A 24,771-nucleotide genomic window follows, 5' to 3' on the forward strand; every position below is an offset into this window, starting at 1 on the left:
ATATCTGCAGGAGGTGCACTGGAGGCATAGGTATGCCACTCGGGAGGAGGGTGCTGCAAGACTCGGTCGTATGGCGGGGGAGCGGGACGCGGTCGTCGTGGGAGCGGGTCCGAACGGGCTCGCCGCGGCGGTCACCTTGGCGCGCGCCGGGCTGCGGGTCGACCTGCTCGAGCAGGCCGGCCGGATCGGCGGGGGAGCGGGCACGCGCGAACTGACGCTCCCGGGCTTCCATCACGACGTCGCGTCCGCGGTGCACCCGATGGCCCTGGCGTCGCCGTTCTTCCGGCAGTTCCAGATCGAACGCCGCATCGACCTGCGCGTGCCGGAGATCTCCTTCGGCCACCCGCTTCCGCACGGGCGCAGCGGCATCGCCTACCGCGACCTGGACCGCACGGCAGAGGCGCTGGGGCGTGACGGTGCGGCGTACCGGCGGCTCTTCGCCCCCCTGGTCCGACGGGTGGAGCAGCTGACGCGGTTCACCGGGGAGTCCCTGCTGCAGCTCCCGACCGAACCTGCGGTGACACTCGATTACGGCCTACGAGCGCTCGAACAGGGCTCTCCTGCATGGCGACTGCGTTTCCACGAGGAGGTCGCCCCCGCGATCCTCACGGGCGCAGCCGCGCACACCATCGGGTCGCACCCACGGCTCGCGATGGCCGGCGCCGGGCTGGCGCTCGGCACCCACGCGCATGCCGCCGGGTGGCCGGTGCCGATCGGCGGCAGCCAGGCGATCGCCGACGCGCTCGCCGCGGACTTCGAGGCCCACGGCGGACGCATCGTCACCGGCACGCGGGTGCGCGACCTGAGTGAGCTGACCGACTACGACACGGTCGTGCTCGACGTGTCGACCAGGCTGCTGGCGAGCATCGGGCGAGACCGCCTGCCGGCCAGATATCTGGGCGCGCTGCGACGCTTCCGGCACGGCAACGGCGTGGCCAAGATGGACCTCGCCCTGGACGGGCCGGTGCCGTGGACCGACACGGAGCTACGGCGTACACCGACGATCCACCTCGGGGGCACCCGCCAGCAGATCGCCGCGAGCGAACGGGACGTCGCGAAGGGGCGACTGCCGGACCGGCCCTATGTGCTGCTCGTGCAGCCGAGCGTCATCGATCCCACCCGCGCGCCGGAGGGCAAGGCCACGCTGTGGGCCTACACACATGTGCCGTACGACTGCCCGGTCGACCGCACCGAGGCGATGCTCGACATGGTGCAGGAGCACGCGCCCGGCATCCGCGATCTGATCCTGGCCCGATCCGCAACGCCGGCAAGCAGATTCGCCGACGTGAGCCCCAACTTCGCCGGCGGCGACTTCGCGACGGGTGCTGTCACGATGGCCCAGTTGATCAAGCGGCCCGTGGTGTCCCGCACGCCGTGGCGCACCCCGATCGACGGCCTCTACCTCGGCTCCTCGGCGACGTCACCCGGCCCGTCGGTGCACGGCCTGAGCGGCTGGTACGCCGCCCGCACGGCTCTGCGTGACCGCTACGGCCTGGGCGCACCCGAGCTGGGCATCGAATGAGGAACGCAGCACCGGCCCAATACCTACTCGCACACCCGCGCTCCCCCTACGGCACACGGTGGGTGCTCCCCCTGGCTCGGGCCGGTGCGGCCTTCCCGGGCTCCATCTTGGAGTGCCGTCACGCCCCGACCCATAGGACTGAGGCCTAGGTTTACGCCTCGGATAGTCCTAGGACCGTGGATGAGGCGACATATCGCAGCTCCGAACGTTGGCTCACGCCCACCTTCTGGAACACGTGGGACAGATGCGTCTTGACGGTCTTCTCGCTGATGACGAGTCGGGACGCGATCTCGGAGTTGGACAGGCCCTCCTGCACGACCAGCCGCGCCACGGCCGCCTCGCGGCCGGTGAGGGGCGCGTGCGGTCCCGCGGCTGCACCCGGCTCCGTTGCCAACAGTGCCAATTCGGTATCGAAGCGTCCGCACAGCAAGCTGATCGAGCGCAACTGATCGGCTACGGATTCCACGTCCGCGGCCGATGAGCTGCCCTCCAGGGACGAGGTCGACTGATCGACCTTCGCCTGCAGCCGCCTCAGTCGATCGGAGATGGCATGCACCAGATCGGCGCTGCGGTCCAGTGCGGTCTCGGACCCCGTGGTGACCAGATCCAGATCGGTGATGTCCTCGGCGTCCCGACTGATGGCTCGGCGCAGTTGCCGCGCCAGCCATTCCACGACAGCCACGCTCTCCTGCGAGAAGTGGCGGGAGGTGTAGCTGAGGGCGGCCAACATGCCGGACACCGAGCCGTCCGGCTCCAGCAACGGCGCCACGATCGCATCCTGGACGGTCCTGGGGTCGCCGTCCTCGCCGAACGACTTGCCGGAGTGCACGAGACGGCCCCTGTCCTGCGCGAACGTGTAGGTCTTGCCCCAGGTGCGCAGCCAGTGCGACAGGCCGAACTCCCCGAACGACATGACGTCGGGTGCCCCGGGCTTGCCGCGGTCGTAGAGGTAGGGGATCACCAGCCGGTTGCTGCCGCGATAGTGGCCGACGTAGCACGCGTCGACGTCGGCCACGTGGATCAGAGCGCCGCGGGCCGCCTCGTACAGGCCGTGCACGTCCCCCTGCTCGGTCTGTCGCATGAGCTGACCTGCGCGCCGCAACGCCTGCGCCGTCGCCGGCGAGAAATCCACCTGTGTCCCCGTGCTCATGGCACCGATACTGACATCGAGCACCGGGTCAGGTGCTCCGCTTCCCCTGGAACGTTCGCGCGTCGCCGTGAATCGCGACGGCTCGCAGAGGGGACCCAGGCCGATGCGCGACAATCGACCTCGTGGTCACCGCATCGCTCCCCGCCTACTCCGCCAAGCTCGACGAGGGCTCGGGTCATGCCATCGGCATCGGACTGGGCTTCTTCGGCCTCGCTGCGATCTTCGTGATCCTCTTCCTGCTGATCGCGTGGGTCGGGCGGATGCGCGATCGGCGGCGCGGCGGTCCGCGCCCTGGGCCGACGCTGCCGGTGCTCGGCACGCCCGGCGACGAGCACGACCCGAAGAACCGTCACCCGGGCGCGTCCCGCTAGGACCAGCCGGCTCGACGCGTCCCGTTAGGACGCGCTGCCGGCCCGCGCCAGGACGGCGTCGGCGACGACCTGCGGCTGCAGCTCGGGCACCCAGTGGTTCTCGTCCACCTCGACGAATCGGTAGTCGGCAGAGACGTAGTCGGCCGTCTTCTCCGCCGCGGCCCTCCCGAGCGCCGCGTCGCGGGCACCCCAGACGAAGGTGGTCGGCACGGCGATCCGCCGGTCGGGTCGCGGAGCGCTCGAGGGCGACTTCTTCTTCCCCGGCAGCATGCTCTGGCGCATCGCCTTGCTGGCCGGCATCGCGCGATACCAGCCGAGCGGGCCGGTGAGGCTCTGCGGCGTCGGGAAGCGGGCGACGTACGCCGCGGCGCGCTCCTTGGGCATCCCGAGCGCGCGGTAGATGCCGAAGAGCCGCTTGTGGGTGAGACGTTCGGCGAGCCACGGCACCTGGAAACCGAGCATGTACGCGCTCTTTCGCGCCTGGTCGCCGTGCCGGAACGCCCACGCCATCGCCTTCGGGTGCGGGGTCGAGCAGACAGTCAGGGACTCCAGCCGGTCGGGATGCCGCCCGGCCATCGCCCACGCGACCGCCCCGCCCCAGTCGTGGCCCACCAGGTGCACCCGCTGCGCGCCGCTCGCGTCGATCAGGGCGAGCGTGTCGCCGAGCAGCTTCTCCAGCGTGTACGACGAGCGGCCGTCAGGGGTCGCACGCGGGGAGTAGCCGCGCTGGTCCGGCGCCAGGGTGCGCAGGCCGGCGTCGTTCAGTAGCGGGGTCACCTCGTCCCACGCGGTGCGGTCCTGTGGGAAGCCGTGCAGCAGCACCACCACCGGGCCGTCGGCCGGGCCGCGGTCGGTGACGTCGAAGGTCAACCCGTCATGGGTGAAGGTGTCCATGCCCCCACCCAACCGCCTCGACGGCGTCGGGGGAAAGTCGCGCTGAGAGAATCGCTCCCGTGACCGACCCGACGCTGCGCTACCCGATCGGCGGACGTCGCGCGTACGCCGTGTGGGCGGGCGGTCTCGCCATCTACGTGCTGGCCGTCTTCAACCGCAGCTCCCTCGGGGTCGCCGGGCTGATCGCCGCGCACCGCTTCCACATCAGCTCCGCGCAGCTGGCGACCTTCGTGATGGTGCAGCTCGGGGTGTACGCCGCCATGCAGGTGCCGGTCGGCGCGCTCCTGGACCGGGTCGGCTCCAAGGTGCTGCTGTCGGTCGGCGTGGTGCTGATGAGCCTGGCGCAGCTGGCGTTCGCCTTCGCGCACTCCTTCGCGGTCGGGATCATCGCGCGGGTCTTCGTCGGCATGGGCGACGCCATGACCTTCGTGTCCGTGCTGCGGCTGGTCGCGCTCTGGATACCGCCGGCGCGAACACCCCTGGTAACGCAGATGACCGGCGTCATCGGTCAGCTCGGAGCGCTCGCGGCGGCGACGCCGCTGGTGGCCGTGCTGCGCGGGTACGGCTGGGAGACGAGCTTCCTCATCGCCTCGGCCACCGGCCTCGTCCTCGGGGTGGTGATGGTCCTGGTGGTGAAGGACACGCCGTACGCCGCCGCGGAGCGCACCGAGCTGAAGCTGCGTGCGGTGGCGCGGGCCGTGCGTCTGTCGTGGCGTGAGCCGGGCACCCGCCTCGGCCTGTGGTGCCACTTCACGCTGCCGTTCTCCAGCAACCTCTTCACGATGATCTGGGGATTCCCGTTCCTCACCCGCGGCGAAGGCCTCAGCTCCGGCGCGGCGAGCCTGCTGCTGTCGCTGATGGTGATCGTGTCGCTCATCACCAGTCCGCTGCTCGGGATCTACCTCGGCCGGTTCCCCTACTCTCGCTCCACGCTGGTGCTGGGAGCGCTCGGCGCCATCGTCGCGGTGTGGACCGCGGTGCTGCTGTGGCACGGGCGAGCGCCGCTGTGGCTGCTGATCGTCCTCGTCGCGGTGACCGCCGTCGGGTCGCCCGGCTCGATGATCGGCTTCGATCTCGCGCGCAGCTTCAACCCGCTGGAGCGGATCCGCAGCGCCACCGGCATCGTCAACGTCGGCGGGTTCGCAGCCTCACTGGCCGCGGTCTTCGCCGTCGGGCTGGTGCTGGACCGGATCTGCCCGGGCGGACCGTCGGCGTACACGACCGCCGGTTTCCAAGGTGCGCTGTCGGTGCAGTACGCCGGGTGGGCGCTTGGGATCGCGATGATCGTGCGCTATCGCCGCAAGACCCGCGCCGTCGTGCACGGCGACGTGGACCAGTGGGCGCATCTCCTGCCCGCTCGCCACCGCTAGACCCTGACCTGCGAACAATGGGGGGTACGTGCGCGCCCGATCGAGCGCGCACGTACCCCCGATGTCGTGGCGGGTCAGCTCTCGGGCTGGGCCGCCTGCGAGCCGTCGCCGGCGCGGTCGATGCCGTGCGCGGTCTCGCCCGCCGCGTGGCCCGGCATCGCCCAGCGAGCGGTCGTCACGCCCTCGGCCTTCGCCTTGTCGAGCGCACCCTGCACGACCTTGTCGGCCTCCTCGACGCCGATCCAGTGCGCACCCTCCTCGACGCTCTTGCCGGGCTCGAGCGCCTTGTAGGTCTCGAAGAAGTGCTGCACCTCCTTCAGCAGGAAGTCGCTGACGTCGCCCAGGTCCTTGACGCCGTCCTGGCGCGGGTCGCCCGCGGGCACGCAGAGGATCTTGTCGTCGCCGCCGGCCTCGTCGACCATCCGGAAGACGCCGATCGCGCGGGCGCGCACGACGCACCCCGGGAACGTCGGCTGGTCCAGCAGCACGAGCGCGTCCAGCGGGTCGCCGTCCTCACCGAGGGTGTCCTCGATGTAGCCGTAGTCCGAGGGGTAACTCATCGCGGTGAACAGCAACCGGTCCAGCCGGATGCGCCCCGTCTCGTGGTCGACCTCGTACTTGTTACGGGTGCCACGGGGGATCTCGATGGTGACGTCGAACTCCATGCGACTTCCTCGAATCTTCGGGTGTGATGATGTCTGCGGCAGGCAGTCTCCCGCACCCGCGGGCCGATCGCGAAACGCCTGCGTGACGAGGGGGTGAGGATGCGCCGTTCCGGCAAGGTCGGGCTCGCCGCAGGGGGAGTCGTGGCCGCGTTGGCGGCGTACGCCACCCTCGACGTGTACGACGTGGTGCCCGGCGTCCTCACCCGTGCCGCGGCCACCCGGCCCGCCGTGCCCGTGCCGGGCCGATCGACCGTCGGTCCGTCGGTCGCCCCGCCGCGCGCGCCGACCGCACCCGACGTCGCCGGCGTCGACACCGGACCGGAGCCGGGCGCCGCCTCCTTGAAGGCACGGATCCAGGCCGCACAGAAGGCCGTCGGCCTCACGTCCAAGGTCACCATGACCGTGCGCGACGCGACGACCGGCACCGACCTCTACGACCAGGGCGCGGGCACCGCGATGACGCCCGCCTCGACCACCAAACTACTGACCGCCTGGGCGATCTCGCACACCCTCCCTCTCGAGGGGACGTTCACCACGAAGGTCGTCTCGGCCGCTCCCGGATCCATGGTGCTGGTGGCCGGCGGCGACACCTGCCTCAACCCGAAGGCGGGCAACCCGAACGCCGTGTGCGGTCGCGCCGGGGTCGGGGATCTCGCGACCCAGATCGCCGCCGGGCTGAAGAAGCAGGGACTCAACTCCGTGCGTCTCGCGTACGACGCGTCGTACGCCCCGGGGCCGGCGACGGCACCCGGGTGGGGACAGGACCTGCTCGACATGGGTTTCACCACCCGGATCGCGATGCTCGGGCTGTCGACGCAGCACGCGGAGAGCGGGCCCGCCGTCGCGAACCCCGACGCCAGCACGACCGCCGCGCTCGCAACAGCCCTGCGGGCCAAGGGAATCGCGGCGACCGTCGGTGCGCCGGCGACGGCTCCGGTCGGCGCGGCCACCGTGGCCTCGGTGCAGTCGGCGCCGCTGCTCGACCAGCTCGGTTACGCCCTGCAGGAGAGCGACAACGCGATGATCGAGTCGCTCGCCCGCCAGGCGGCGTACCGCTCGGGCACCCGGGCGGACTCCGAGGCGGCGCTGACCCGATGGCTGTTGGCGCGCCTGGCCGCCGGCGGGTTCGATCTGACCGGCGTGAAGCTCGCCGATGTCTGCGGCCTCTCCGACGGCACCACCCTGACGGCCCGGTTGCTCGGCGATCTGCTGGTCGGGGCTACCTCGGGCAAGGACCCGCAGTTCGCCCCGGTGCTCACCCGGCTGGCCGTCGGCGGCTGGAGCGGCACCCTGGGCAACCGGTACGGCACTCCCGCGACGAGGGACGGCGCCGGATGGGTGCGCGCCAAGACCGGCAGCCTGCCGTCGGTGAACTCGCTGGCCGGCACCGTGCTCGACGTGCAGGGACGGCTCCTGGTCTTCGCGATCATCAGCAACGGTCCGCAGCCGCAGGGACCCACGGGGGCCAGGGCGGCCCTCGACACGGTGGTCACCGCCATCCACGAATGCGGTTGCCCGTAGACAGTCCGCGGTCACCTCGCAGTCGGGGGGCCACGTACGACGCTGACGGCGTTCACGTTCGTTGACGGCGTTCTAACACCGTCAACGAACGCGAACGCCGTCAGCGTGCGGCACGACCGATCACGCGATCAGTAGTGCGTGACCCTGTCCCAGAAACCGCACTGGTGCAGGGATGCGATCGACGCGGCCGGGCTCACCGAGCTGGACCCGGCGGGCCGCAGCTCCATCACCGGCTTCGAGTACGTCCGGTAGAGCGGCCACGCCGGGGTGTAGTCGGCCATCGGGTTGCCCGTGTGGGCGAAGTAGGTCCACTCCAGCAGCAGCTGGGTCTGCAGGGCCTTCTGGTTGGGATCCAGCTTGGAGGTGGCGAAGTGCACCAGTCCGTTGGTCTCGCTGTGCTGGGCGCCCAGGATCTCGGTCAGTCCCTCGCCTGCCGGGTTGTCGGCGTCGTCGTCGATGTCGGCGTACGTCGGGATGTAGCGCGACACCTTCGCGTCCGACTGCAGCATCGGGCACACCGACGCCGAGTCGGCCATGATCGTGCGGTAGGCCACGAACGGCGAGGTGTAACGGATCAGCGGGTAGAGCCGCTCCACCGTCGCAGCGAGCCCGCCGAACTGCTCACGGACGAGCAGCCGGTACTGGGCCGGCGTCTCGGCCACGACCGGGTGCAGTCCGGGGGTGTTGGTGTAGACGCCGCCGTTGAACTCGTCGCGCCCGATGTCGGTGATGAGATCGACCTTGTTGACATGCCCGGTGGCGAACGCCTTGGCCGGGGACATGGTCAGCGTGGTGCCGTTGACGATCGGGCCGATCGTGCCTCCGGCGGTGGGCTCGACGAACTGCCCGCCCGCGGAGACCAGCTTGTCGACCGGGACCTTACGCAGGCACGCGGCGACGTCCGCCACATCGCCGCAGCCGACCTTCTTCGCGTACTGCGCGCCGGTCCTCTGGGCCTGCGCCTCGGTGTAGTAGGTCGACTTGCAGTCGGCCTTCGACCACACGATGTTGTTCTGGTAGTTGTAGTAGCCGCTGACGCTGATCGCGTGCTGGAAGAGGCCCTTCGCGGTCGGCGAGGCGACCTGATCGCAGGTGCTGGCGCCGCCGGCCGACTCCCCGAACACGGTGACGTTGCCCGGGTCGCCGCCGAAGCGGGAGATGTTCTGCTTCACCCAGCGCAGCCCCGCCTGCTGATCCTGGATCCCGTAGTCGCCGGAGTGCGCGCCCAGCGCCTTGTCGGCGAGGAACCCCAGGATGCCGAGCCGGTAGTTCACGAAGACGTAGACGACCTTGCCGGTGCGCACCAGGTTGGAGCCGTCGTCGGTGCGGGCCTCGCCGAGGAAACCGCCACCGTGGATCTCGTACATCACCGGCAGCCGCTCGCCCGGCTTGGCGCCTGCCGGGATCTGCACCTTGACGTTGAGGCAGTCCTCGGTGGTGTTCGTCGTGGGAGGAGACCCGGGCGGGAACCCCGGGCTCGGACACTCCTGCACGGGAGTCGTCGACCGGATGGTCGTGGTCCACGCCTTGTGCGGCACCGGAGCCTTCCAGCGCAGGTTCCCCACCGGCGCCGCGGCGTACGGGATGCCCTCGTACGTCGTCACCCCGTCGGCCGTCGTACCGCAGACGGCCCCCTTGGTCGTGTGGACCAGGGTGCCCGAGCTGCACGCGGGCGAACTGGTCGCGGCCGTGGCCGCGGGTGTCAGCGACCCTGGAGCTGCTGCCGTCAGTGCCACGGCGGCCGCGATCGCGGCCGTACCGGCCAGGGCGGCGTGCACCGACCGTGCTGGAGTGTTCATGGGGTGACTCCTTCGAGATCAAGGTGTCGGCTCGGGGCGGGTCGGCACCGAAAAGGGGATGGCCCGACGGCCACCCCCGGCGAAAGATCGGTGAGCGATCTTTCAACCCGCCACTCTGCGCCGGGCGCCCGGATGTGGTCAAGATCACACTCGGGCCGTGCGAGCTGCGGTGTGTTCGAGGAGCGGATCGCGGCGACGCGACGGTGGCGGCGTTCGGCCTGGTCGACCGCGTTCGAGGACCGTCGACCGATGCGAACACCGGCAGGGAGGCCGCGTGCCGCGCAGCCGCGGCATACGGTTGAGGGCATGGCCACTTCGGGACGCTCGTACGTCGACTGGGATCTCGCGCGCACGACCGGTCGACGGCTGGTGAGCGACGGCCCCGAGACCACCGCGAAGGATGCCGCGGCCGTCGTCGCGGATCTGCGCCAGGCCGCGGCGAATGCCGCGCAGCCGGTCGCCGACACCGCACGGATGGACACCGGCGGGGCCGCGCGGTCCGACGTCCACGTGGTCGACCGCGGCGGGTGGATCGACGTGAACGTCGACTCGACCGCCGCGCTGCTCTCCCCGGTGCTGGAGAAGGTCACGGCCAAGAAGGCCGCCGGGCCCGTCGCGATCGCGGTCGGCGCGAAGATCACCGGCGCCCAGATCGGGGCGCTGCTCGGCTTCGTGGCGCCCAAGATCCTGGGCCAGTTCGACCTCGCGCCGGGCGGCCGCCCGAGCCTGCTGCTGGTCGCGCCCAACATCGTGTCCGTCGAGCGTGAGTTGGACGTCGACCCGACCGACTTCCGCAGCTGGGTGTGCCTGCACGAGGAGACCCACCGGGTGCAGTTCACCGCGGTGCCCTGGTTGCGCGGGCACGTCATCGACCGGTCCCGCGGGTTGATGACCGACCTGATGCCCGACCCGGATGACCTGCAGGAGCGGTTGCAGCACGCACTGAAGGCACTGCCCGACGCCGTACGAGGTGGCGGCAACGGCCTGATGGACCTGTTCACCACGGCCGAGCAGCGCGAGCAGTTGGCCTCGCTCACCGCCGTGATGTCGCTGCTCGAGGGGCACGCCGACGTGGTGATGGACGACGTCGGGCCGAAGGTCGTGCCGAGCGTGGCCGAGATCCGCCGCAAGTTCGACCAGCGGCGCAAGGGCGCCGGCGGCGTGGACCGGCTGCTGCGCCGTCTGCTCGGCCTGGAGGCCAAGATGCGCCAGTACCGCGACGGCGCGGTCTTCTGTCGCGCGGTCATCGACAAGGTCGGCGTCGACGGGTTCAACGCCGTGTGGTCCTCGCCGGACACCCTGCCCAGTGCCCGCGAGATCGAGGCACCCGCCGACTGGGTCGCCCGCGTGCACGGCTGAGCACGTCCCCCGCACGAGATGCCCGGCCCGCACCCCGCCGTCGCCGCGACCCGCCTCGCCGTACGACGAGCCGTCGCCGACGCACCCGCCGGGAGCCTGGTGCTGGTCGCCTGCTCCGGTGGGGCCGATTCCCTGTCGCTGGCGGCAGCGGCGGCGTTCGAGCTGCCCAAGCAGGGTCTGCGGGCCGGCGCCGTGGTGGTCGACCACGGGCTGCAGGCCGGCTCGGCCCAGGTGGCGCGGACCGCGGCCGACCACTGCCATGCGCTCGGCCTCGACCCGGTCGATGTGATCCGCGTCGAGGTCACGACCGCCGACGGTGACGGCCCCGAGGCAGCGGCCCGCGCGGCGCGGCACGCGGCGTTCAGGGCCGCGCTCCTGCGCCACGACGCCACCCGGCTGCTGCTCGGCCACACGCGCGACGACCAGGCCGAGACCGTGCTGCTGCGGCTGGCACGCGGGTCGGGCACCCGCGCCCTCGCCGGGATGGCGGCCGACGGGCCGGGGCCGCTCCGGCGGCCGTTCCTCCTGAGCGTTGGAAGGGCCCAGACGCGCGCTGCCTGTGCAGCACTGGACCTGCCGTGGTGGGACGACCCGCACAACGAGGACCCCCGCTTCACCCGCGTCCGGGCCCGCCGCGCGCTGCAGCTCCTGCAGGACGACCTCGGACCGGGCCTGACCGACAACCTGGTCCGCACCGCGACCTTGGCCCGGCAGGACGCCGACCACCTCGACGCGCTCGCGGCGGTCGAAGCCCAGGCCCTCGGTGAATCTCCCTGGCACGTAAAGGATCTGGAGTCGCTCCCGGACGCGTTGCGCACACGCGTCTGGCGGCTGCTGATGGCCCGCGCCGGCGCGACCGCCGCGGATGTGGCCGCCGTGCACGTGGCGTCGCTCGATGAGTTGGTGACGCGGTGGCGCGGACAGGGAGCGGTCGACATACCAGGTGGCCTGCGGGTGGCTCGACGTGAGCGGCTGATCGAGGTCGCGCCCCGTCCGGTTGAATAGCGCCATGGATGCATCGGACGCCGGCACCGACCTGGACCACGTGCTCTTCACGGAGGCGCAGATCCACGACAGGCTGCAGGAGCTGGGCGACCGCATCTGGGCTGACTACAAGGACAAGGACCTGCTGCTCGTCGGGGTCCTCAAGGGCGCGGTCCTGGTGATGGCCGACCTGATGCGCACGCTGCCCGGGTCCGCGCCGATGGACTGGATGGCGGTGTCGTCGTACGGATCGGGCACCAAGTCCTCCGGCGTCGTACGGATCCTGAAGGATCTGGACACCGACATCTCCGGCAAGCACGTGCTGATCGTCGAGGACATCATCGACTCCGGCCTCACCCTCAACTGGATCCGCAGCAACCTGCTCTCGCGCGATCCGGCGTCGCTGGAGATCTGCACGCTGCTGCGCAAACCGGACGCCGCCAAGGTCGCGATCGACTGTCGCTACGTCGGATTCGACATTCCCAACGAGTTCGTCGTGGGCTACGGGCTCGACTACGACGAGCGCTACCGCAACCTGCGCGACATCGGCACCCTCGCGCCGCACGTGTACTCCTGAGGCGAAATTCCCTGCATACTCCGCGGAACGTATGACGCACAGCGTGCGTTGGACGTATCGATGCCGTGTCAAGTCTTCGGGCTGGCGCGGTTTAGGATCGTTCGGTCCTCGGTTGTCGGGCTCCTTGCCCGCCGAGCGCCCATGAGCAGGAGGTACGGGGACCACCCCGGCACATGTTGACTATGAAGCGCCTCGTCAAGAACCCCGGCATCTGGATCGTCCTGGTCGTGGTCGTCGGATTCATGATCTACACGTTCGGCAAGGTCGGCGGGTATCAGCAGATCGACACCTCCCGCGCCGAGACACTGATCTCCACCGGCAAGGTGGAATCGGCCAAGCTCACCCCCGACGCGATCAACCTCACCCTGAAGAAGGGTGACGAATTCAGCGGCGACGGCGTCAAGGACGCCTCCCGCGTGCAGTCCAACTACGTCAGCGCGCGCGGCAGCCACCTCGTCCAGCTGCTGGAGAAGACGCCGCCGAGCCAGGGCTTCACCGACGACCCCGGCAAGCAGAACGTCTTCGTCAGCCTGTTGCTGTCGATCCTGCCGTTCATCCTGGTCCTCGGACTCTTCTGGTTGATCCTCAGTCAGATGCAGGGCGGCGGATCGCGGGTGATGCAGTTCGGCAAGTCTCGCGCCAAGCTCGCGACCAAGGACATGCCCAAGGTCACCTTCCACGACGTGGCCGGTGCCGACGAGGCCGTCGAAGAGCTGGAGGAGATCAAGGACTTCCTGCAGGCGCCGAAGAAGTTCCTCGACGTCGGGGCGAAGATCCCCAAGGGCGTACTGCTCTACGGCCCGCCCGGCACCGGGAAGACGCTGCTGGCGCGCGCCGTCGCGGGTGAGGCCGGCGTGCCGTTCTACTCGATCTCCGGTTCGGACTTCGTGGAGATGTTCGTCGGTGTGGGTGCGTCCCGTGTGCGCGACCTGTTCGAGCAGGCCAAGGCGAACTCCCCGGCGATCATCTTCGTCGACGAGATCGACGCCGTCGGCCGGCACCGCGGTGCGGGTCTCGGCGGTGGCCACGACGAGCGTGAGCAGACCCTCAACCAGCTGCTGGTCGAGATGGACGGCTTCGACGTCAAGACCAACGTCATCCTGATCGCTGCGACCAACCGCCCGGACATCCTCGACCCGGCGCTGCTGCGCCCGGGCCGCTTCGACCGGCAGATCGCGGTGGAGGCCCCCGACATGGCGGGCCGTCACCACATCCTGCAGGTGCACGCCAAGGGCAAGCCGATGGTCGAGGACATCGACCTGCTGACGGTCGCGCGTCGTACGCCGGGCTTCTCCGGTGCCGACCTGGCCAATGTCCTCAACGAGGCGGCGCTGCTGACCGCCCGCAGCAACGCGCAGATCATCGACAACCGCGCGCTGGACGAGGCGATCGACCGCGTGATGGCGGGTCCGCAGAAGCGGACCCGGGTGATGAGCGCCAAGGAGCGCAAGATCACCGCCTACCACGAGGGTGGTCACGCCCTGGTGGCGTCGGCGCTCAACTACACCGACCCGGTCAGCAAGATCACGATCCTGCCGCGTGGTCGCGCCCTCGGTTACACGATGGTGCTGCCGGCCGACGACAAGTACTCCACCACCCGCAACGAGCTGCTCGATCAGCTGGCGTACGCGCTCGGTGGCCGGGTCGCGGAGGAGATCGTCTTCCACGACCCCAGCACCGGTGCCTCCAACGACATCGAGAAGGCGACAGGGCTGGCCCGCAAGATGGTCACCCAGTTCGGGATGAGCGAGCGGATCGGGGCGATCAAGCTCGGGTCCGGTGGCGGTGAGGTCTTCCTCGGCCGCGACATGGGCCACGAGCGCGACTACTCCGAGGACCTCGCCGGTGTGGTCGACGAGGAGGTGCGCCGTCTCATCGAGGCCGCGCACGACGAGGCCTGGCACGCGCTGAACGACAACCGCGACCTGCTGGACCAGTTGGTGCTGGAGCTGCTGGAGAAGGAGACGCTCAACGCCGAGGCGCTGGCGGAGCTCTTCTCCACGGTGCACAAGCGACCGCGCCGTCAGGTGTGGCTGTCCAGCGACGCCCGCAACGTCAGCGACCGACCCCCGGTCCTGACTCCGGCCGAGCGCGAGGCGGTCGCCCGCGGCGTCGACCTCGACAAGCAGGATCGCCAGCAGGTCGATGCCCACCCGCCGGAGGCGGTCATCGAGGTGCCGGACGGTGGGTATGTCGACCCCACCGAGGGTTGATCTTCAGCGCGCCGCCGCCGCGGTCCGTGAGCTGCTCTTCGCGGTCGGGGAGGATCCCGACCGCGAAGGGCTGCTCGACACACCGGACCGGGTGGCCCGCGCGTACGCCGAGATCTTCGCCGGCCTGGGTAAGGATCCCGCCGAGGTCTTGAGCCGCACCTTCGACGTGGCTCACGACGAGATGGTCCTGATCCGCGACATCGAGGTCTACAGCACCTGCGAGCACCACCTGCTGCCCTTCCACGGTGTCGCGCACGTCGGGTACCTCCCGCCGAAGGACGGCCGGGTGCCCGGTCTGTCGAAGATCGCCCGGCTCGTGGATCTGTACGCGCGTCGCCCGCAGGTGCAGGAGCGGCTCACCAGCCAGATCGCGGATGCACTGGTCACCCATCTGCACGCGCAGGGTGTGATCGTCGTGGTCTCCTGCGAGCATCTGTGCATGTCGATGCGCGGCGTCCGCAAACCCGGTGCCCTCACCACGACCTCCGCGGTGCGGGGGCAACTGCGCGACGCCACGACGCGCGCCGAGGCGATCAGCCTGATGGCGCCGGATCACCGACGGTGACGGCGCTCCCAGCCCGCCCCGCGACCCGCCCGCTCGTGATGGGGGTCGTCAACGTCACCCCCGACTCCTTCTCCGACGGCGGCCGCTGGTTCGCCGCGGACGCTGCCGTGCGTCACGGCCGCGAACTGCACGAACAGGGCGCAGACCTCGTCGACGTGGGCGGTGAGTCCACCCGACCGGGTGCGCGCCGCCCGGACGAGCGGGAGGAGCTGCGCCGGGTCGTGCCCGTCGTGCGTCAGCTCACCGCCGACGGAGTACGCGTCTCGATCGACACGATGCGCGCCCGGGTGGCGGCCCGTGCCGTCGAGGCAGGGGCGAGCATCGTCAACGACGTCAGCGGGGGCCTGGCCGACCCCGAGATGGCCGCGACGGTCGCGAGCCTCGGGGTGGGGATGGTGGCCATGCACTGGCGTGGCCACAGCCACCAGATGGCCGACCGGGCGGTCTACGACGACGTGGTCGCCGACGTACGCCGCGAGCTCGGCGCCCGGGTGGAGGCGCTGCTGTCCGCCGGGATCGCCCGCGATGCCCTGGTCATCGACCCCGGCCTGGGCTTCGCGAAGACGGCTGAGCAGAACTGGACGATCCTGCGCGACATCGCCGCATTCGAGAAACTGGGCCTGCCGGTCCTCGTAGGAGCCTCGCGCAAGGGGTTCCTGGCCCGGGTGGGATCCGACGCCCCGCTGCCGCCGGACCGGCGCGAAGGGGCGACGACCGCTCTGACGGTGCTGCTGGCGCAGGCCGGGGTGTGGGGCGTGCGGGTGCACGACGTGGCGGCGGCGCGGGCGGCGCTCGCGGTGCTGGAGACGATGGGGGCAACGGAATGAGCGACCGGATCGGGCTGACCGGGATCGTGGCCGAGGCGTGTCACGGGGTGCTGGAGCACGAGAAGCGCGCACCGCAACGGTTCGTCGCCGACATCGTGCTCGAGTGCGATCTGCGCCGGGCGGGCACCGATGACGAGTTGGCCTCCACCGTGAGCTACGCCGACATCGCCCAGGGCGCGTACGCCGTCCTCACCGGTGACAGCGTCGACCTGATCGAGACGCTCGCCGAGCGGATCGCCGCCGTCGCGCTCGCACCGGTCGCTGTCGAGGCGGTCGAGGTGACCATCCGCAAGCCGCAGGCGCCGGCCGGCGTGCCGTTCGTGGACGAGGTGACCGGCGGCCCGTTCGTGACGGTGCGCAGGGAGCACGACCGGGAGGTCGTGATCGCGCTCGGCGCCAACATGGGCGACCGCGCGGGCACGATGGCGGACGCCGTACGCGCTCTTACGGCAGTCGACGGGCTGGAGGTCGTGGCGTGCTCGCCGCTGCTCGAGACCGGCGCGGTCGGCGGCCCGGAGCAGCCGGACTACCTGAACGCGGTCGTCGTCGCACGCAGCCGCCTCGCGCCGTGGACCCTGCTCGACGAGCTGCACAGGATCGAGCGCAACCACGGCCGGGTGCGCGAAGTGCGCTGGGGTGCCCGGACGTTGGACCTCGACCTGATCCAGGTCGGTGACTCCACGGATGACTTCGACCTGCGGTTCGAGACCGAGGAGCTGACTCTGCCGCACCCGCGCGCGCACGAGCGGGCATTCGTCCTCGTGCCCTGGTCCCGGGTCGACGGCACCGCACAACTGCGGACCGCCGCCGGCTCCGAGGACATTCGCGAGCTGATCGACGGGCTGCCGGCCGCTGCGCTCGACGGCATCCGTCCCGGGCCCGCGTGGGATCCGCTGTGAACGCCGGACAGCTGACCTGGAAGCACGCACTCGGTGTCGCCGCCGTGGTCTTCGTGGTCGCGTACGCCGCCCTCGCCGTGTGGAACGCGCACGGTCACGCGATGCCGCAGAACTCCTGGATCGCCGTGGGAGTCGTGGTCGTCATGGCGGCCATGGTGCTCTTCGCCGGCAACGAGATCCGGATCTATCTCAAGGGCGAGTCCACCCGACCTCCGTCACCGCAGCGGTCGCGTAGCACCCTGGTGGCCGCGCAGGCGTGCATCCTCGCCGGTGCCGCGTTCGCCGGCTGGTACGCCGGGACCGCCGCGGTCGATGCCGGGCGGATGCAGACCACGACGGGCCCGAGCTCGTTCCTGCTGGCCGTCGTGCTGATAGTGGTGTGCGTCGCGCTGGTGGTGAGCGGCCTGGTCGTGCAGTGGTGGTGCAAGCTGCCCGAGGACGACGAGGACAAGAAGCGGCGCACCCCGAAGGGGCCTCCCGGCGAAGTCGTCTGAACGCGCGCGCACGACAGCGCGCGTTCGTTTCCGCCCACGTCGACGCGGGCGGACCCGCTACTTGTCGATGTCGCCGACGACGAAAAACATCGAGCCGAGGATCGCGACCATGTCGGCCAGCAGATTTCCCGGCAGCAGCTCGGCCAGGACCGCGACGTTGTTGAACGACGCCGACCGCAGCGCCAGCCGCCACGGCGTCTTGTCGCCCCGGGAGACCAGGTAGTAGCCGTTGAAACCGAGCGGGTTCTCCGTGGCGACGTAGTCGCTGCCCTCGGGCACCTTCAGCACCTTCGGCAGCTTCAGGTTGACCGGGCCCGCGGGCATCGCGAGCAGTCGTTCGACGCAGGCCTGCGCGAGGTCGAGGCTGACGTGGGTCTGCTCCAGCAGCACCTCCAGCCGCGCGAGGCAGTCGCCGGCCTGCCGGGTGACGACCCGGCCCGGGCCGCCGGCGGCGAACAGCTCGTCGTACGCCAGGTAGGGCTGGTCGCGGCGCAGGTCGACGTCGAAGCCGCTGGCGCGCGCAATGGGTCCGGAGACGCCGTACGACGCGACGGCCTCGCTGGTGAGCACGCCGACGCCGCGGGTGCGGGCCTGCAGGATCTCGTTGCCGATCAGGAGGCTCTCCAGCTCGGGCATCCGGGCACGCACGCCGTCGATCGCGGCCTGGACGCGCTGCAGCCACCCGGCCGGGATGTCCTCGCGCAGGCCGCCGACCCGGTTGAACATGTAGTGCATCCGGCCTCCGGAGATCTCCTCCATCACCGCCTGCAACTCCTCGCGCTCGCGGAAGGAGTAGAAGATCGGGGTGATCGCGCCGAGCTCCAGGGGATAGGAGCCGAGGAACATCAGGTGGTTGAGCACCCGGTTCAGCTCGGACAGCAGGGTCCGCGTCCAGGTCGCACGGACCGGTACCTCCATGCCGAGCATCCGCTCGACGGTGAGCGCGAGACCCACTTCGCTGCTGAACGCCGACAGCCAGTCGTGTCGGTTGGCCAGCACCATGATCTGGCGGTAGTCGCGCACCTCGAAGAGCTTCTCGGCGCCGCGGTGCATGTATCCGACGATGGGCTCGGCGCGGGAGATGCGCTCGCCGTCGAGGGTCACCCGCAGCCGGAGCACGCCGTGCGTGGCGGGGTGCTGCGGACCGATGTTGAGGACCATGTCCGCGGTCGCGAGCTCACCCGCGCCGACACCGACGGTCAGTTCACGGGTGGCCATGGCATCAGTCTGCCAGGGAGCCTCTATCGTCCGCGGCGCGCACGAGCACCACGCCGAGCACGATCAGCGCGCCGCCGGCCAACTGGACCGGCAGCGGCAGCTCACCGAGCAGGAGCCACGCGAAGAAGACCGCGAAGAGCACCTCGGCAAGGGCGACGAACGACGCGACCCGGGTGCCGAGCATCCGCGCGGCGACCACGCCCGAGACGTAGGCGAACGCCGCCGCGACCAGTGAGATGCCGAGCACCGGCACCAGCACGCTGACCTGCCACCCGCCGAGCGGCACCGAGTGCATCGAGGCGTGCATCGGCAGCGCGCCGACCATCCCGAGCAGGAGCAGCGGCACGAGGCCGACCGCCATACCCGCGCCCGAGAGCGCGAGGGGCGACAGGCCGTCCTGCGGCTCGTCGGACGCCACGATGAAGTACGTCGCCGAGCAGACCGCCGCTGCCAGCCCGAAGAGCACGCCGACCGCGTCGACACTCACCGATCCGAAGACGTCGAGCACCAGCACCAGTCCGAGGAGCGCGACCGCGGCGCCGGCCAGCGTCAGGCGCGAGGGCGCCCGCCGGGTCCGCGCCCACGCGAGCACCACCAGCAGCGTGGGGGACAGGTACTCCAGCAGCAGCGCGACGCCGACCGAGAGGTGCTGCACCGCGACGAAGTAGAACAACTGACACCCGGCCACCCCGAAGAGGCCGTAGAGCAGCACGGCACGCGCGTTGGTGCGCAACAGGCGCCAGCGACCCCGCAGCTCATGCGCCGTGGGGATCGCGAGCACCAGGGCGGCGATCCCGATCCGCATGGTGACCGCGGCCGCGGGGGACCAGCCGGCGGTGAAGAGCTCCTTGGCGAACGGTCCGGACGTACCGAACGCCGCGGCGGACGCGAGCGCGATGATCAGGGCGCGCGACGTGGCGCCCGCGGGCGACCCGGTCGTCGTGAGGGTGTGACTGGTCTCGACGTCGACCGACATGGAAGCCCCTTCCGTTACTGATCGCATGTTCGCGTGTAATGAGTCAAGATGATTTAGACTCGTGACTGGATCCGAGCGTACGGTGCCTACAGATCAGGAGTCAACATGCCGTTCACCCATGACACGGAGGATGCGTTGACCTCCGCGGTCGCGCTGGTGAACTCCGTGGCGTCCACGGGTCCGGCCGGGCGGACCGACCCCGAACACGACGTGCTGCTCGACCCGCAGGAGTTCGAGGAGTTCGTCGACCAGTGGGAGTGGACCGGTGCGCGCGACCACGACGAGGCCGAACGACGCGCCGTCCGCGCGTTGCGACCGAGACTGCGCGCGCTGTGGGAGGCCGACGGGGAGGACGAGCTGGTGGTCCTGGTCAACGAGCTGCTGCGAGCGGGCAGGGCGCTCCCACAGCTCGTGCGGCACGACGAATGGGACTATCACCTGCACGCCACGTCGAGGGACGCGCCGTTCGCCACGCGCTGGATGGTCGAGGCGGCCATGGCGATGGTGGACGTGCTGCGGGCCGGGGAGATCTGGCGACTGAAGATCTGCGCGGCCGACGACTGCGACGACGTGCTGATCGACCTGTCCAAGAACCGGTCGCGCCGGTTCTGCGACGCGGGGTGCGGCAACCGCGCGAATGTCGCGGCGTACCGGGCCCGCCGCAAATCCGGCGACGATGCGGCGCGCGGGTAATCTGCGGCAGGTGTCAGACCATCAGGAGCCCTCGTCGCAGGACCGCTACTACCAGCGGTACGAGCAGGCCGGCGGCGGGTTCGGCGGACCCGGCGGCCGGCGTCGGCGCACCGGGGCCTGGATCCTCGGCGGAGCCGCGGCTCTCGTGGTGATCCTGGTCGCGGTCGTGGCCTTCGTCCTCGTCGGTCGCGGCGGCACGAACGACACGGGCGCGTCATCCTCGAGCTCCACGTCGTCCAGCAATGTCGTCACCGCCTCCGCCAGCCCCACCACGGGAGCGCAGGGCGCGCTGTTCGCCCGGCCCGTCGTGCCGGGCTGGCAGGCTGTCGGCGGCGTGGTCAACGACGAGGTCCAGATCTACGGCGCGTACGACGCTCCGCCGAACTGGCAGGTCAAGCAGGACAACGCCATCTACTACGACACCGCCCAGGGCACCAAGATGTTCGGTCAGCACACCAGTTGGGGTCTCTCAGAGCTCAACTACGGCAAGTGCGCCGCCCACCCCAACAACTCGCAGGCCAACGCCAGCTTCGTCGACATCGGCAAGCGTGATCCGGTCGATGCCGTGCAGGGTGTGCTGCAGGACTTCGCCTCCGCCGCCAGCCTCAACAAGGACAAGTCCACCCACGCGGCGCAGGGCACCGTGTCGGTGCAGAACACGACGGTGGCCGGGGGATCGATACCGGCGGTGCGCGGCACCATCACGGCGACGGGGGGCACGCTGAACGCGGACTGCGGCACCGGCCGGACCACCACCTTCCAGGCCGTGGCCTTCACCACCAACGGCAGGTCGGTCATGGTGCTCGTCGCCATCGCGACCTGGCCGGGATACCCGGCGCCGGCCGCCGGCACCATCGACAAGATCCTGAGCTCCGTGCGCCCCGCGGGCGGCTGACCGGACCTCACCGATCCCCTCCCGCGGGGCGGCTGCGCGGATACGATCCGCGGGTGAGCGACAACGGGCGTTACGGGCCGCCGCCGGGTGGCGAGCCGCCCACCGGCCCGCCCGGGTCGCCCCAGGATCGCTACTACCAGCGGTACTCGCAGTCGTCGGGCCCGCTCGACCGGCCACCGCGCCGTGGCCCCGGTCGGTGGCTGGCGCTGGGCGCGGGCGCACTGGTCGTCGTCCTGGTCGCCGTGCTGGGTTTCATCCTCTTCGGCGCGAACGGCAAGGGCGACGCCGTGACGTCGTCGTCCTCGACGGCGCCGTCACCGCGATCCGCGTCGAGCGGCACGCCGTCGTCCGGGACCACGTCGACCGCAGCGGACGGTGCCCTGTCGGTGCGTCCGGTCGTCCCGGGATGGCAGGCCGTCGGCGGCATCGTCAGCTCCGATTTTCAGATCTACGGCGCGTACGACGCTCCTCCCGGGTGGCAGGTCAAGCAGTCCAACAACATCTATTTCGACGATGCCGACGGCACCGGCATCGAAGGCGAACACACCGACTGGGGGCTCGCGGCGTACAACCTCGGCAAGTGCTCGGGATATCCGAACAGCCCTCAGGCCAGCGCGAGCTTCATCGACATCGGCAAACGCGACCCGGCCGAGGCCGTCGGGTCCCTGCTGGTCGACTTCGGATCCGCGGCGAGCATCAACAAGGACAAGACCACCCACGCCGCGCAGGGCAGTCCGGTCACGACGAACTTCACCGTGGCGAACGGGTCGATCCCCGCCGTCCGCGGTCAGCTCACGGTGACCGAGGGCACGCTGAACGCGGACTGCGGGGTGGGGAAGGCCATCACGTTCTACGCCGCGGCGTTCACGTCCAACGGGCGTTCGGTGATGCTGCTCGTCACCGTCGGCACCTGGCCCGGTGTCCCGGGCCCGTCCTCCTCGACGATCACCACGATGCTGCAGTCGCTGCGTCCTGCCGGCGGCTGACCGGATCGACCGACCACCAGAAGTCGCCCAGCCCTCCCGAGGCGGTCAATGCGGTGTAGGCGCTTCGGAGCGCGAGCGATCGCAGGTATGCCGGCGGATCCGTACGCGCGAGCGCGTCGTCGGCAGCTTCCGGGCGAATGCCCAACTCGGTGAACAGGTCCCGCTGTCGCACGAGCCGAGGTGCACCGAGCGTGTCCATCGCGACGTGCGCCGTGACGTCGGTGCTGCCGTCCGGACGTGGCGCGCAGGCCTGGCCGTCGCGGTAGCCCATGAGCGTGCCGCCGTCCGGGCGAGCGTCTCGCAGATGGCCGTAGTCGATCGTGACCACGACGCCGCTGTCCACCGACCCGCGCAGCTCGGCGTACGCCGCGTCGCGGGTCCGGCCGACCTCGATCCGGGAGTCCTCGCGGTCCCAGCCGGGCCAGTTGTCCTCGCACCAGCGCTGATCGGCGGCCGATGCCGGCGCTCCGAGTCGTTCGACGCCGTGCTGGTCGATCTCGACCACCCGCAGCCGCCGCCCGTCGTGCCGCAGCACCGGACACGGCACCACGTCGAGCCACTCGTGGGCCAGGACCAGCACGTCGGACAGTCCGTGCAGCCCCGGCGGCACCTGCGCCCCGCCGGGCCCGGCGACCCAGGCGGCGTCCTGCGGTAGGTCTGCAGGACGGTCGACGACGTCGACTCCCGTCAGGGTGAGATCCGGCGCCAGCGCGCTCAATTGTGTGAGCAGTTCGCCTCTGCCGCAGGCGAAGTCGAGGATGTGCCGTGCCCGGTGCACGCGGGCGAGCGCCACGACGGCCCGCGCCAGCACCGCGCCGCCTCCGGGGATGCCCTGCGCGGAGGTCGCGAAGTGCGCGGCGGGGCCGTGCGTCGAGCGGTAGAAGCCGCGTTCGCCGTACAACGCGTCCTCCCACGCCTGCTCCCACGGCGTCCAGCTCATCGGGCCACCGTAGGTGCAGATCGGCGCGCAGGTAGCGTCACTGCCTGTGAGTACGACGGGTCGGCCACCGAGCTTGCGCGTCGCGGTCGTCGGATGCGGCCGCGTCGGCGCGGTGCTCGGTGCCGCGTTCCGCGCGGCAGGTCATGAGGTCACGGCCACCAGCGCGGTGAGCGACGCCTCCCTGCAGCGGGCGGCCGAGATGCTGCCCGGCGTGCCGGTGCTCCCTCCGCCGGAGGTCGCCCGGTCGGCCGAGGTCGTGCTCCTCACCGTGCCGGACGATGAACTCGGCGATCTGACCCGTTCGCTCGGCGCCCAGGGGGCCTGGAACGGCGGCCGTCTCGTCATCCACACCAGCGGTTTCCACGGCTGCGACGTGCTCGCTCCGGTCGTCGAGGCCGGCGGCGACGCCATCGCGATGCATCCCGCGATGACCTTCACCGGCACAGCGCGCGACCTGCCCCGACTCCTCGGCATCCCGATGGCCGTCACTGCGTCGATGGGCGCGGACCTGATCGCCGAGGCGCTCGTGCTCGACCTCGGCGGTGAACCGTTGCCGCTGTCGGAGGAGCAGCGCCCGCGCTACCACGCCGCCCTCACCCACGGCGCCAACCATCTGGTCACCCTCGTCGCGCAGAGTCAGCAGATCCTGCGGCACGCCGGGATCGAGGCGCCGCAGCAGGTGCTCGACGGCCTGCTCACGGCCGCGTTGACCAACGCGCTCGAGCACGGTGACCGGGCGCTCACCGGGCCGGTGGCACGCGGTGACGTGGAGACGGTGCGAGCCCATCTGCAGGTGCTGTCCGACGAATCACCCGACGTGCCCGACTCCTACCGCGCCATGGCGCTGGCCACCGCCCTGCGCGCCGCGGAGCGCCACGCGACCCCGGCGCGCACCACCCGACCGATGCTGGATCTGCTCGACCCGAACGGACAAGAGGGATGACGCACGAGACACCGACGATCGCCTACAGCCGCGACGAACTGCAGACCGCGCGTGCGGCGCTCGGTGACGACGTGGGCGTCGTGATGACGATGGGAGCGCTGCACGAAGGTCACGCGCGGCTCATCCGCCAGGCGCGCCAGGAGATGGAGCACGTCGTCGTGACGATCTTCCTCAACCCGCTGCAGTTCGCGGCCGGCGAGGATCTGTCGCGGTATCCGCGCACGTTCGAGGAGGACCTGACGATCTGCGCACGCGAGGGCGTGGATCTGGTCTTCGCGCCCTCACCCGACGTCGTGTATCCCGACGGCGAACCCGGTGTGCGCATCTCGGCGGGCGCGCTGGGCAACGTGCTGGAGGGCGCCGCCCGGCCCGGGCACTTCGACGGGGTCCTCACCGTCGTGGCCAAGATGCTGCACCTGGTCCGGCCCTCACGGGCGTACTACGGGCAGAAGGACGCTCAGCAGCTGCTGCTCATCAAGCGGATGGCCCGCGATCTCGATTTCCCCACTGAGGTGGTGGCCGTCGAGACCGCCCGCGAGGAGGACGGGCTGGCGCTGAGCAGCCGCAACCGCTATCTGACCGAGACGGACCGCGAGGTTGCGGGCTGCCTGTCACAGGCGCTGCGCGCAGGCGCCGACATGGCGCGGATCGGACCGGCCGCCGTACGACGTGCCGCCCGCGACGTGCTGGTGCGTGAGCCGCTCGCCCTGATCGACTACCTCGTGCTCGTGCACCCGACCGAGCTCACCGAAGTGGCCGAGTGGTACCGCGGACCGGCCCTGCTGGCGGTCGCGGGACGGGTCGGCACGACCCGGCTCATCGACAACCTGCCCATCGAGCTCGGCCCGGACGGCGGGGCGCGACCGATCTCCTGACGGGGCGATAACACGCGAGAAACCGACATGTCGTT

General features: G+C 70.7%; 24 protein-coding genes. 17 read left to right on the forward strand and 7 right to left on the reverse strand.

Annotated features, from left to right (window positions below; translation table 11 throughout):
- Window positions 1-70: 70 nt before the first annotated feature.
- The gene (locus HNR15_RS02105) at window positions 71-1,522 is read left to right on the forward strand and encodes a phytoene desaturase family protein (protein WP_179478732.1); all 1,452 of its coding nucleotides are present in this window, start codon (window positions 71-73) and stop codon (window positions 1,520-1,522) included.
- Between the two features lie 151 nt (window positions 1,523-1,673).
- Here the strand turns inward: HNR15_RS02105 and HNR15_RS18055 are convergent, their stop codons facing one another.
- Window positions 1,674-2,672, reverse strand: coding sequence for a helix-turn-helix transcriptional regulator (locus HNR15_RS18055; protein ID WP_179478733.1), 999 nt, complete (start codon window positions 2,670-2,672; stop codon window positions 1,674-1,676).
- A 122-nt stretch (window positions 2,673-2,794) separates the two neighbouring features.
- Here HNR15_RS18055 and HNR15_RS02115 point away from each other — a divergent pair, with 122 nt between their 5' ends.
- A complete protein-coding gene (locus tag HNR15_RS02115; RefSeq protein WP_179478734.1) occupies window positions 2,795-3,043 on the forward strand; it encodes a hypothetical protein in 249 nt (82 codons plus the stop codon).
- Between the two features lie 24 nt (window positions 3,044-3,067).
- On the opposite strand, the gene HNR15_RS02120 is transcribed toward HNR15_RS02115, so the two are convergent.
- Entirely contained in the window at window positions 3,068-3,937 is an 870-nt protein-coding gene (locus HNR15_RS02120; RefSeq protein WP_179478735.1) for an alpha/beta fold hydrolase, read from the reverse strand.
- A gap of 59 nt (window positions 3,938-3,996) precedes the next feature.
- Between HNR15_RS02120 and HNR15_RS02125 the strand changes: the two genes are divergently transcribed.
- Entirely contained in the window at window positions 3,997-5,307 is a 1,311-nt protein-coding gene (locus tag HNR15_RS02125; RefSeq protein WP_343048380.1) for an MFS transporter, read from the forward strand.
- Window positions 5,308-5,381: 74 nt separating this feature from the next.
- Here HNR15_RS02125 and HNR15_RS02130 read toward each other — a convergent pair whose 3' ends face one another.
- Window positions 5,382-5,972: an inorganic diphosphatase gene (locus HNR15_RS02130; protein WP_179478736.1), complete on the reverse strand. Its 591-nt coding sequence runs from the start codon at window positions 5,970-5,972 to the stop codon at window positions 5,382-5,384.
- A gap of 99 nt (window positions 5,973-6,071) precedes the next feature.
- On the opposite strand from HNR15_RS02130, the gene dacB reads away from it, so the two are divergent.
- Window positions 6,072-7,493, forward strand: coding sequence for a D-alanyl-D-alanine carboxypeptidase/D-alanyl-D-alanine endopeptidase (gene dacB, locus HNR15_RS02135; protein WP_179478737.1), 1,422 nt, complete (start codon window positions 6,072-6,074; stop codon window positions 7,491-7,493).
- A 128-nt stretch (window positions 7,494-7,621) separates the two neighbouring features.
- Here the strand turns inward: dacB and HNR15_RS02140 are convergent, their stop codons facing one another.
- Complete coding sequence (locus HNR15_RS02140) at window positions 7,622-9,292, reverse strand: carboxylesterase/lipase family protein (protein ID WP_179478738.1); 1,671 nt, start codon at window positions 9,290-9,292, stop codon at window positions 7,622-7,624.
- A gap of 306 nt (window positions 9,293-9,598) precedes the next feature.
- Here HNR15_RS02140 and HNR15_RS02145 point away from each other — a divergent pair, with 306 nt between their 5' ends.
- The 8 genes from HNR15_RS02145 to HNR15_RS02180 all read left to right on the forward strand — a co-directional run bounded on the left by HNR15_RS02145 (window position 9,599) and on the right by HNR15_RS02180 (window position 17,210).
- Window positions 9,599-10,651, forward strand: coding sequence for a zinc-dependent metalloprotease (locus HNR15_RS02145; protein WP_246305874.1), 1,053 nt, complete (start codon window positions 9,599-9,601; stop codon window positions 10,649-10,651).
- Between the two features lie 18 nt (window positions 10,652-10,669).
- On the forward strand, window positions 10,670-11,656 hold the full coding sequence (gene tilS, locus HNR15_RS02150) for a tRNA lysidine(34) synthetase TilS (protein WP_179478742.1): 987 nt from the start codon (window positions 10,670-10,672) through the stop codon (window positions 11,654-11,656).
- 4 nt (window positions 11,657-11,660) lie between these two features.
- Window positions 11,661-12,212, forward strand: coding sequence for a hypoxanthine phosphoribosyltransferase (gene hpt, locus HNR15_RS02155; protein ID WP_179478744.1), 552 nt, complete (start codon window positions 11,661-11,663; stop codon window positions 12,210-12,212).
- A 173-nt stretch (window positions 12,213-12,385) separates the two neighbouring features.
- Window positions 12,386-14,425, forward strand: coding sequence for an ATP-dependent zinc metalloprotease FtsH (gene ftsH / locus HNR15_RS02160; RefSeq protein WP_425484497.1), 2,040 nt, complete (start codon window positions 12,386-12,388; stop codon window positions 14,423-14,425).
- Window positions 14,403-14,990: a GTP cyclohydrolase I FolE gene (folE, locus tag HNR15_RS02165; RefSeq protein WP_179478746.1), complete on the forward strand. Its 588-nt coding sequence runs from the start codon at window positions 14,403-14,405 to the stop codon at window positions 14,988-14,990. Before ftsH ends, folE begins: the two co-directional genes overlap by 23 nt.
- Entirely contained in the window at window positions 14,987-15,817 is an 831-nt protein-coding gene (gene folP, locus HNR15_RS02170; RefSeq protein WP_425484498.1) for a dihydropteroate synthase, read from the forward strand. The genes folE and folP overlap by 4 nt, the downstream gene beginning before the upstream one ends.
- Window positions 15,814-16,716: a 2-amino-4-hydroxy-6-hydroxymethyldihydropteridine diphosphokinase gene (gene folK / locus HNR15_RS02175; protein WP_179478748.1), complete on the forward strand. Its 903-nt coding sequence runs from the start codon at window positions 15,814-15,816 to the stop codon at window positions 16,714-16,716. The genes folP and folK overlap by 4 nt, the downstream gene beginning before the upstream one ends.
- The gene (locus tag HNR15_RS02180) at window positions 16,713-17,210 is read left to right on the forward strand and encodes a DUF3180 family protein (protein ID WP_179478750.1); all 498 of its coding nucleotides are present in this window, start codon (window positions 16,713-16,715) and stop codon (window positions 17,208-17,210) included. Before folK ends, HNR15_RS02180 begins: the two co-directional genes overlap by 4 nt.
- A 57-nt stretch (window positions 17,211-17,267) precedes the next feature.
- Here the strand turns inward: HNR15_RS02180 and HNR15_RS02185 are convergent, their stop codons facing one another.
- Both HNR15_RS02185 and HNR15_RS02190 read right to left on the reverse strand, forming a co-directional pair.
- Complete coding sequence (locus tag HNR15_RS02185) at window positions 17,268-18,428, reverse strand: NADH-quinone oxidoreductase subunit D (RefSeq protein ID WP_179478752.1); 1,161 nt, start codon at window positions 18,426-18,428, stop codon at window positions 17,268-17,270.
- Between the two features lie 4 nt (window positions 18,429-18,432).
- Window positions 18,433-19,404, reverse strand: coding sequence for an EamA family transporter (locus HNR15_RS02190; RefSeq protein ID WP_179478754.1), 972 nt, complete (start codon window positions 19,402-19,404; stop codon window positions 18,433-18,435).
- Between the two features lie 105 nt (window positions 19,405-19,509).
- Between HNR15_RS02190 and HNR15_RS02195 the strand changes: the two genes are divergently transcribed.
- From HNR15_RS02195 to HNR15_RS02205, 3 genes are read left to right on the forward strand one after another with little or no spacing between them, the layout of a single operon-like run.
- On the forward strand, window positions 19,510-20,097 hold the full coding sequence (locus HNR15_RS02195) for a CGNR zinc finger domain-containing protein (RefSeq protein WP_179478756.1): 588 nt from the start codon (window positions 19,510-19,512) through the stop codon (window positions 20,095-20,097).
- 10 nt (window positions 20,098-20,107) lie between these two features.
- Window positions 20,108-20,992 (forward strand): DUF8017 domain-containing protein, encoded by an 885-nt coding sequence (locus tag HNR15_RS02200; RefSeq protein WP_179478758.1) that lies wholly within the window; start codon window positions 20,108-20,110, stop codon window positions 20,990-20,992.
- Between the two features lie 53 nt (window positions 20,993-21,045).
- Window positions 21,046-21,978 (forward strand): DUF8017 domain-containing protein, encoded by a 933-nt coding sequence (locus HNR15_RS02205; RefSeq protein WP_179478760.1) that lies wholly within the window; start codon window positions 21,046-21,048, stop codon window positions 21,976-21,978.
- On the opposite strand, the gene HNR15_RS02210 is transcribed toward HNR15_RS02205, so the two are convergent.
- On the reverse strand, window positions 21,938-22,918 hold the full coding sequence (locus HNR15_RS02210) for an SAM-dependent methyltransferase (protein WP_179478762.1): 981 nt from the start codon (window positions 22,916-22,918) through the stop codon (window positions 21,938-21,940). The two genes, HNR15_RS02205 and HNR15_RS02210, sit on opposite strands and share 41 nt — an antisense overlap.
- A gap of 46 nt (window positions 22,919-22,964) precedes the next feature.
- Between HNR15_RS02210 and HNR15_RS02215 the strand changes: the two genes are divergently transcribed.
- The gene (locus tag HNR15_RS02215; RefSeq protein WP_179478764.1) at window positions 22,965-23,861 is read left to right on the forward strand and encodes a DUF2520 domain-containing protein; all 897 of its coding nucleotides are present in this window, start codon (window positions 22,965-22,967) and stop codon (window positions 23,859-23,861) included.
- A complete protein-coding gene (gene panC, locus HNR15_RS02220; protein WP_179478766.1) occupies window positions 23,858-24,736 on the forward strand; it encodes a pantoate--beta-alanine ligase in 879 nt (292 codons plus the stop codon). Before HNR15_RS02215 ends, panC begins: the two co-directional genes overlap by 4 nt.
- Window positions 24,737-24,771: the final 35 nt, after the last annotated feature.

Origin of the sequence: Allobranchiibius huperziae (assembly GCF_013410455.1) — a bacterium.
GTDB classification, from domain to species: Bacteria; Actinomycetota; Actinomycetes; order Actinomycetales; family Dermatophilaceae; genus Allobranchiibius; species Allobranchiibius huperziae.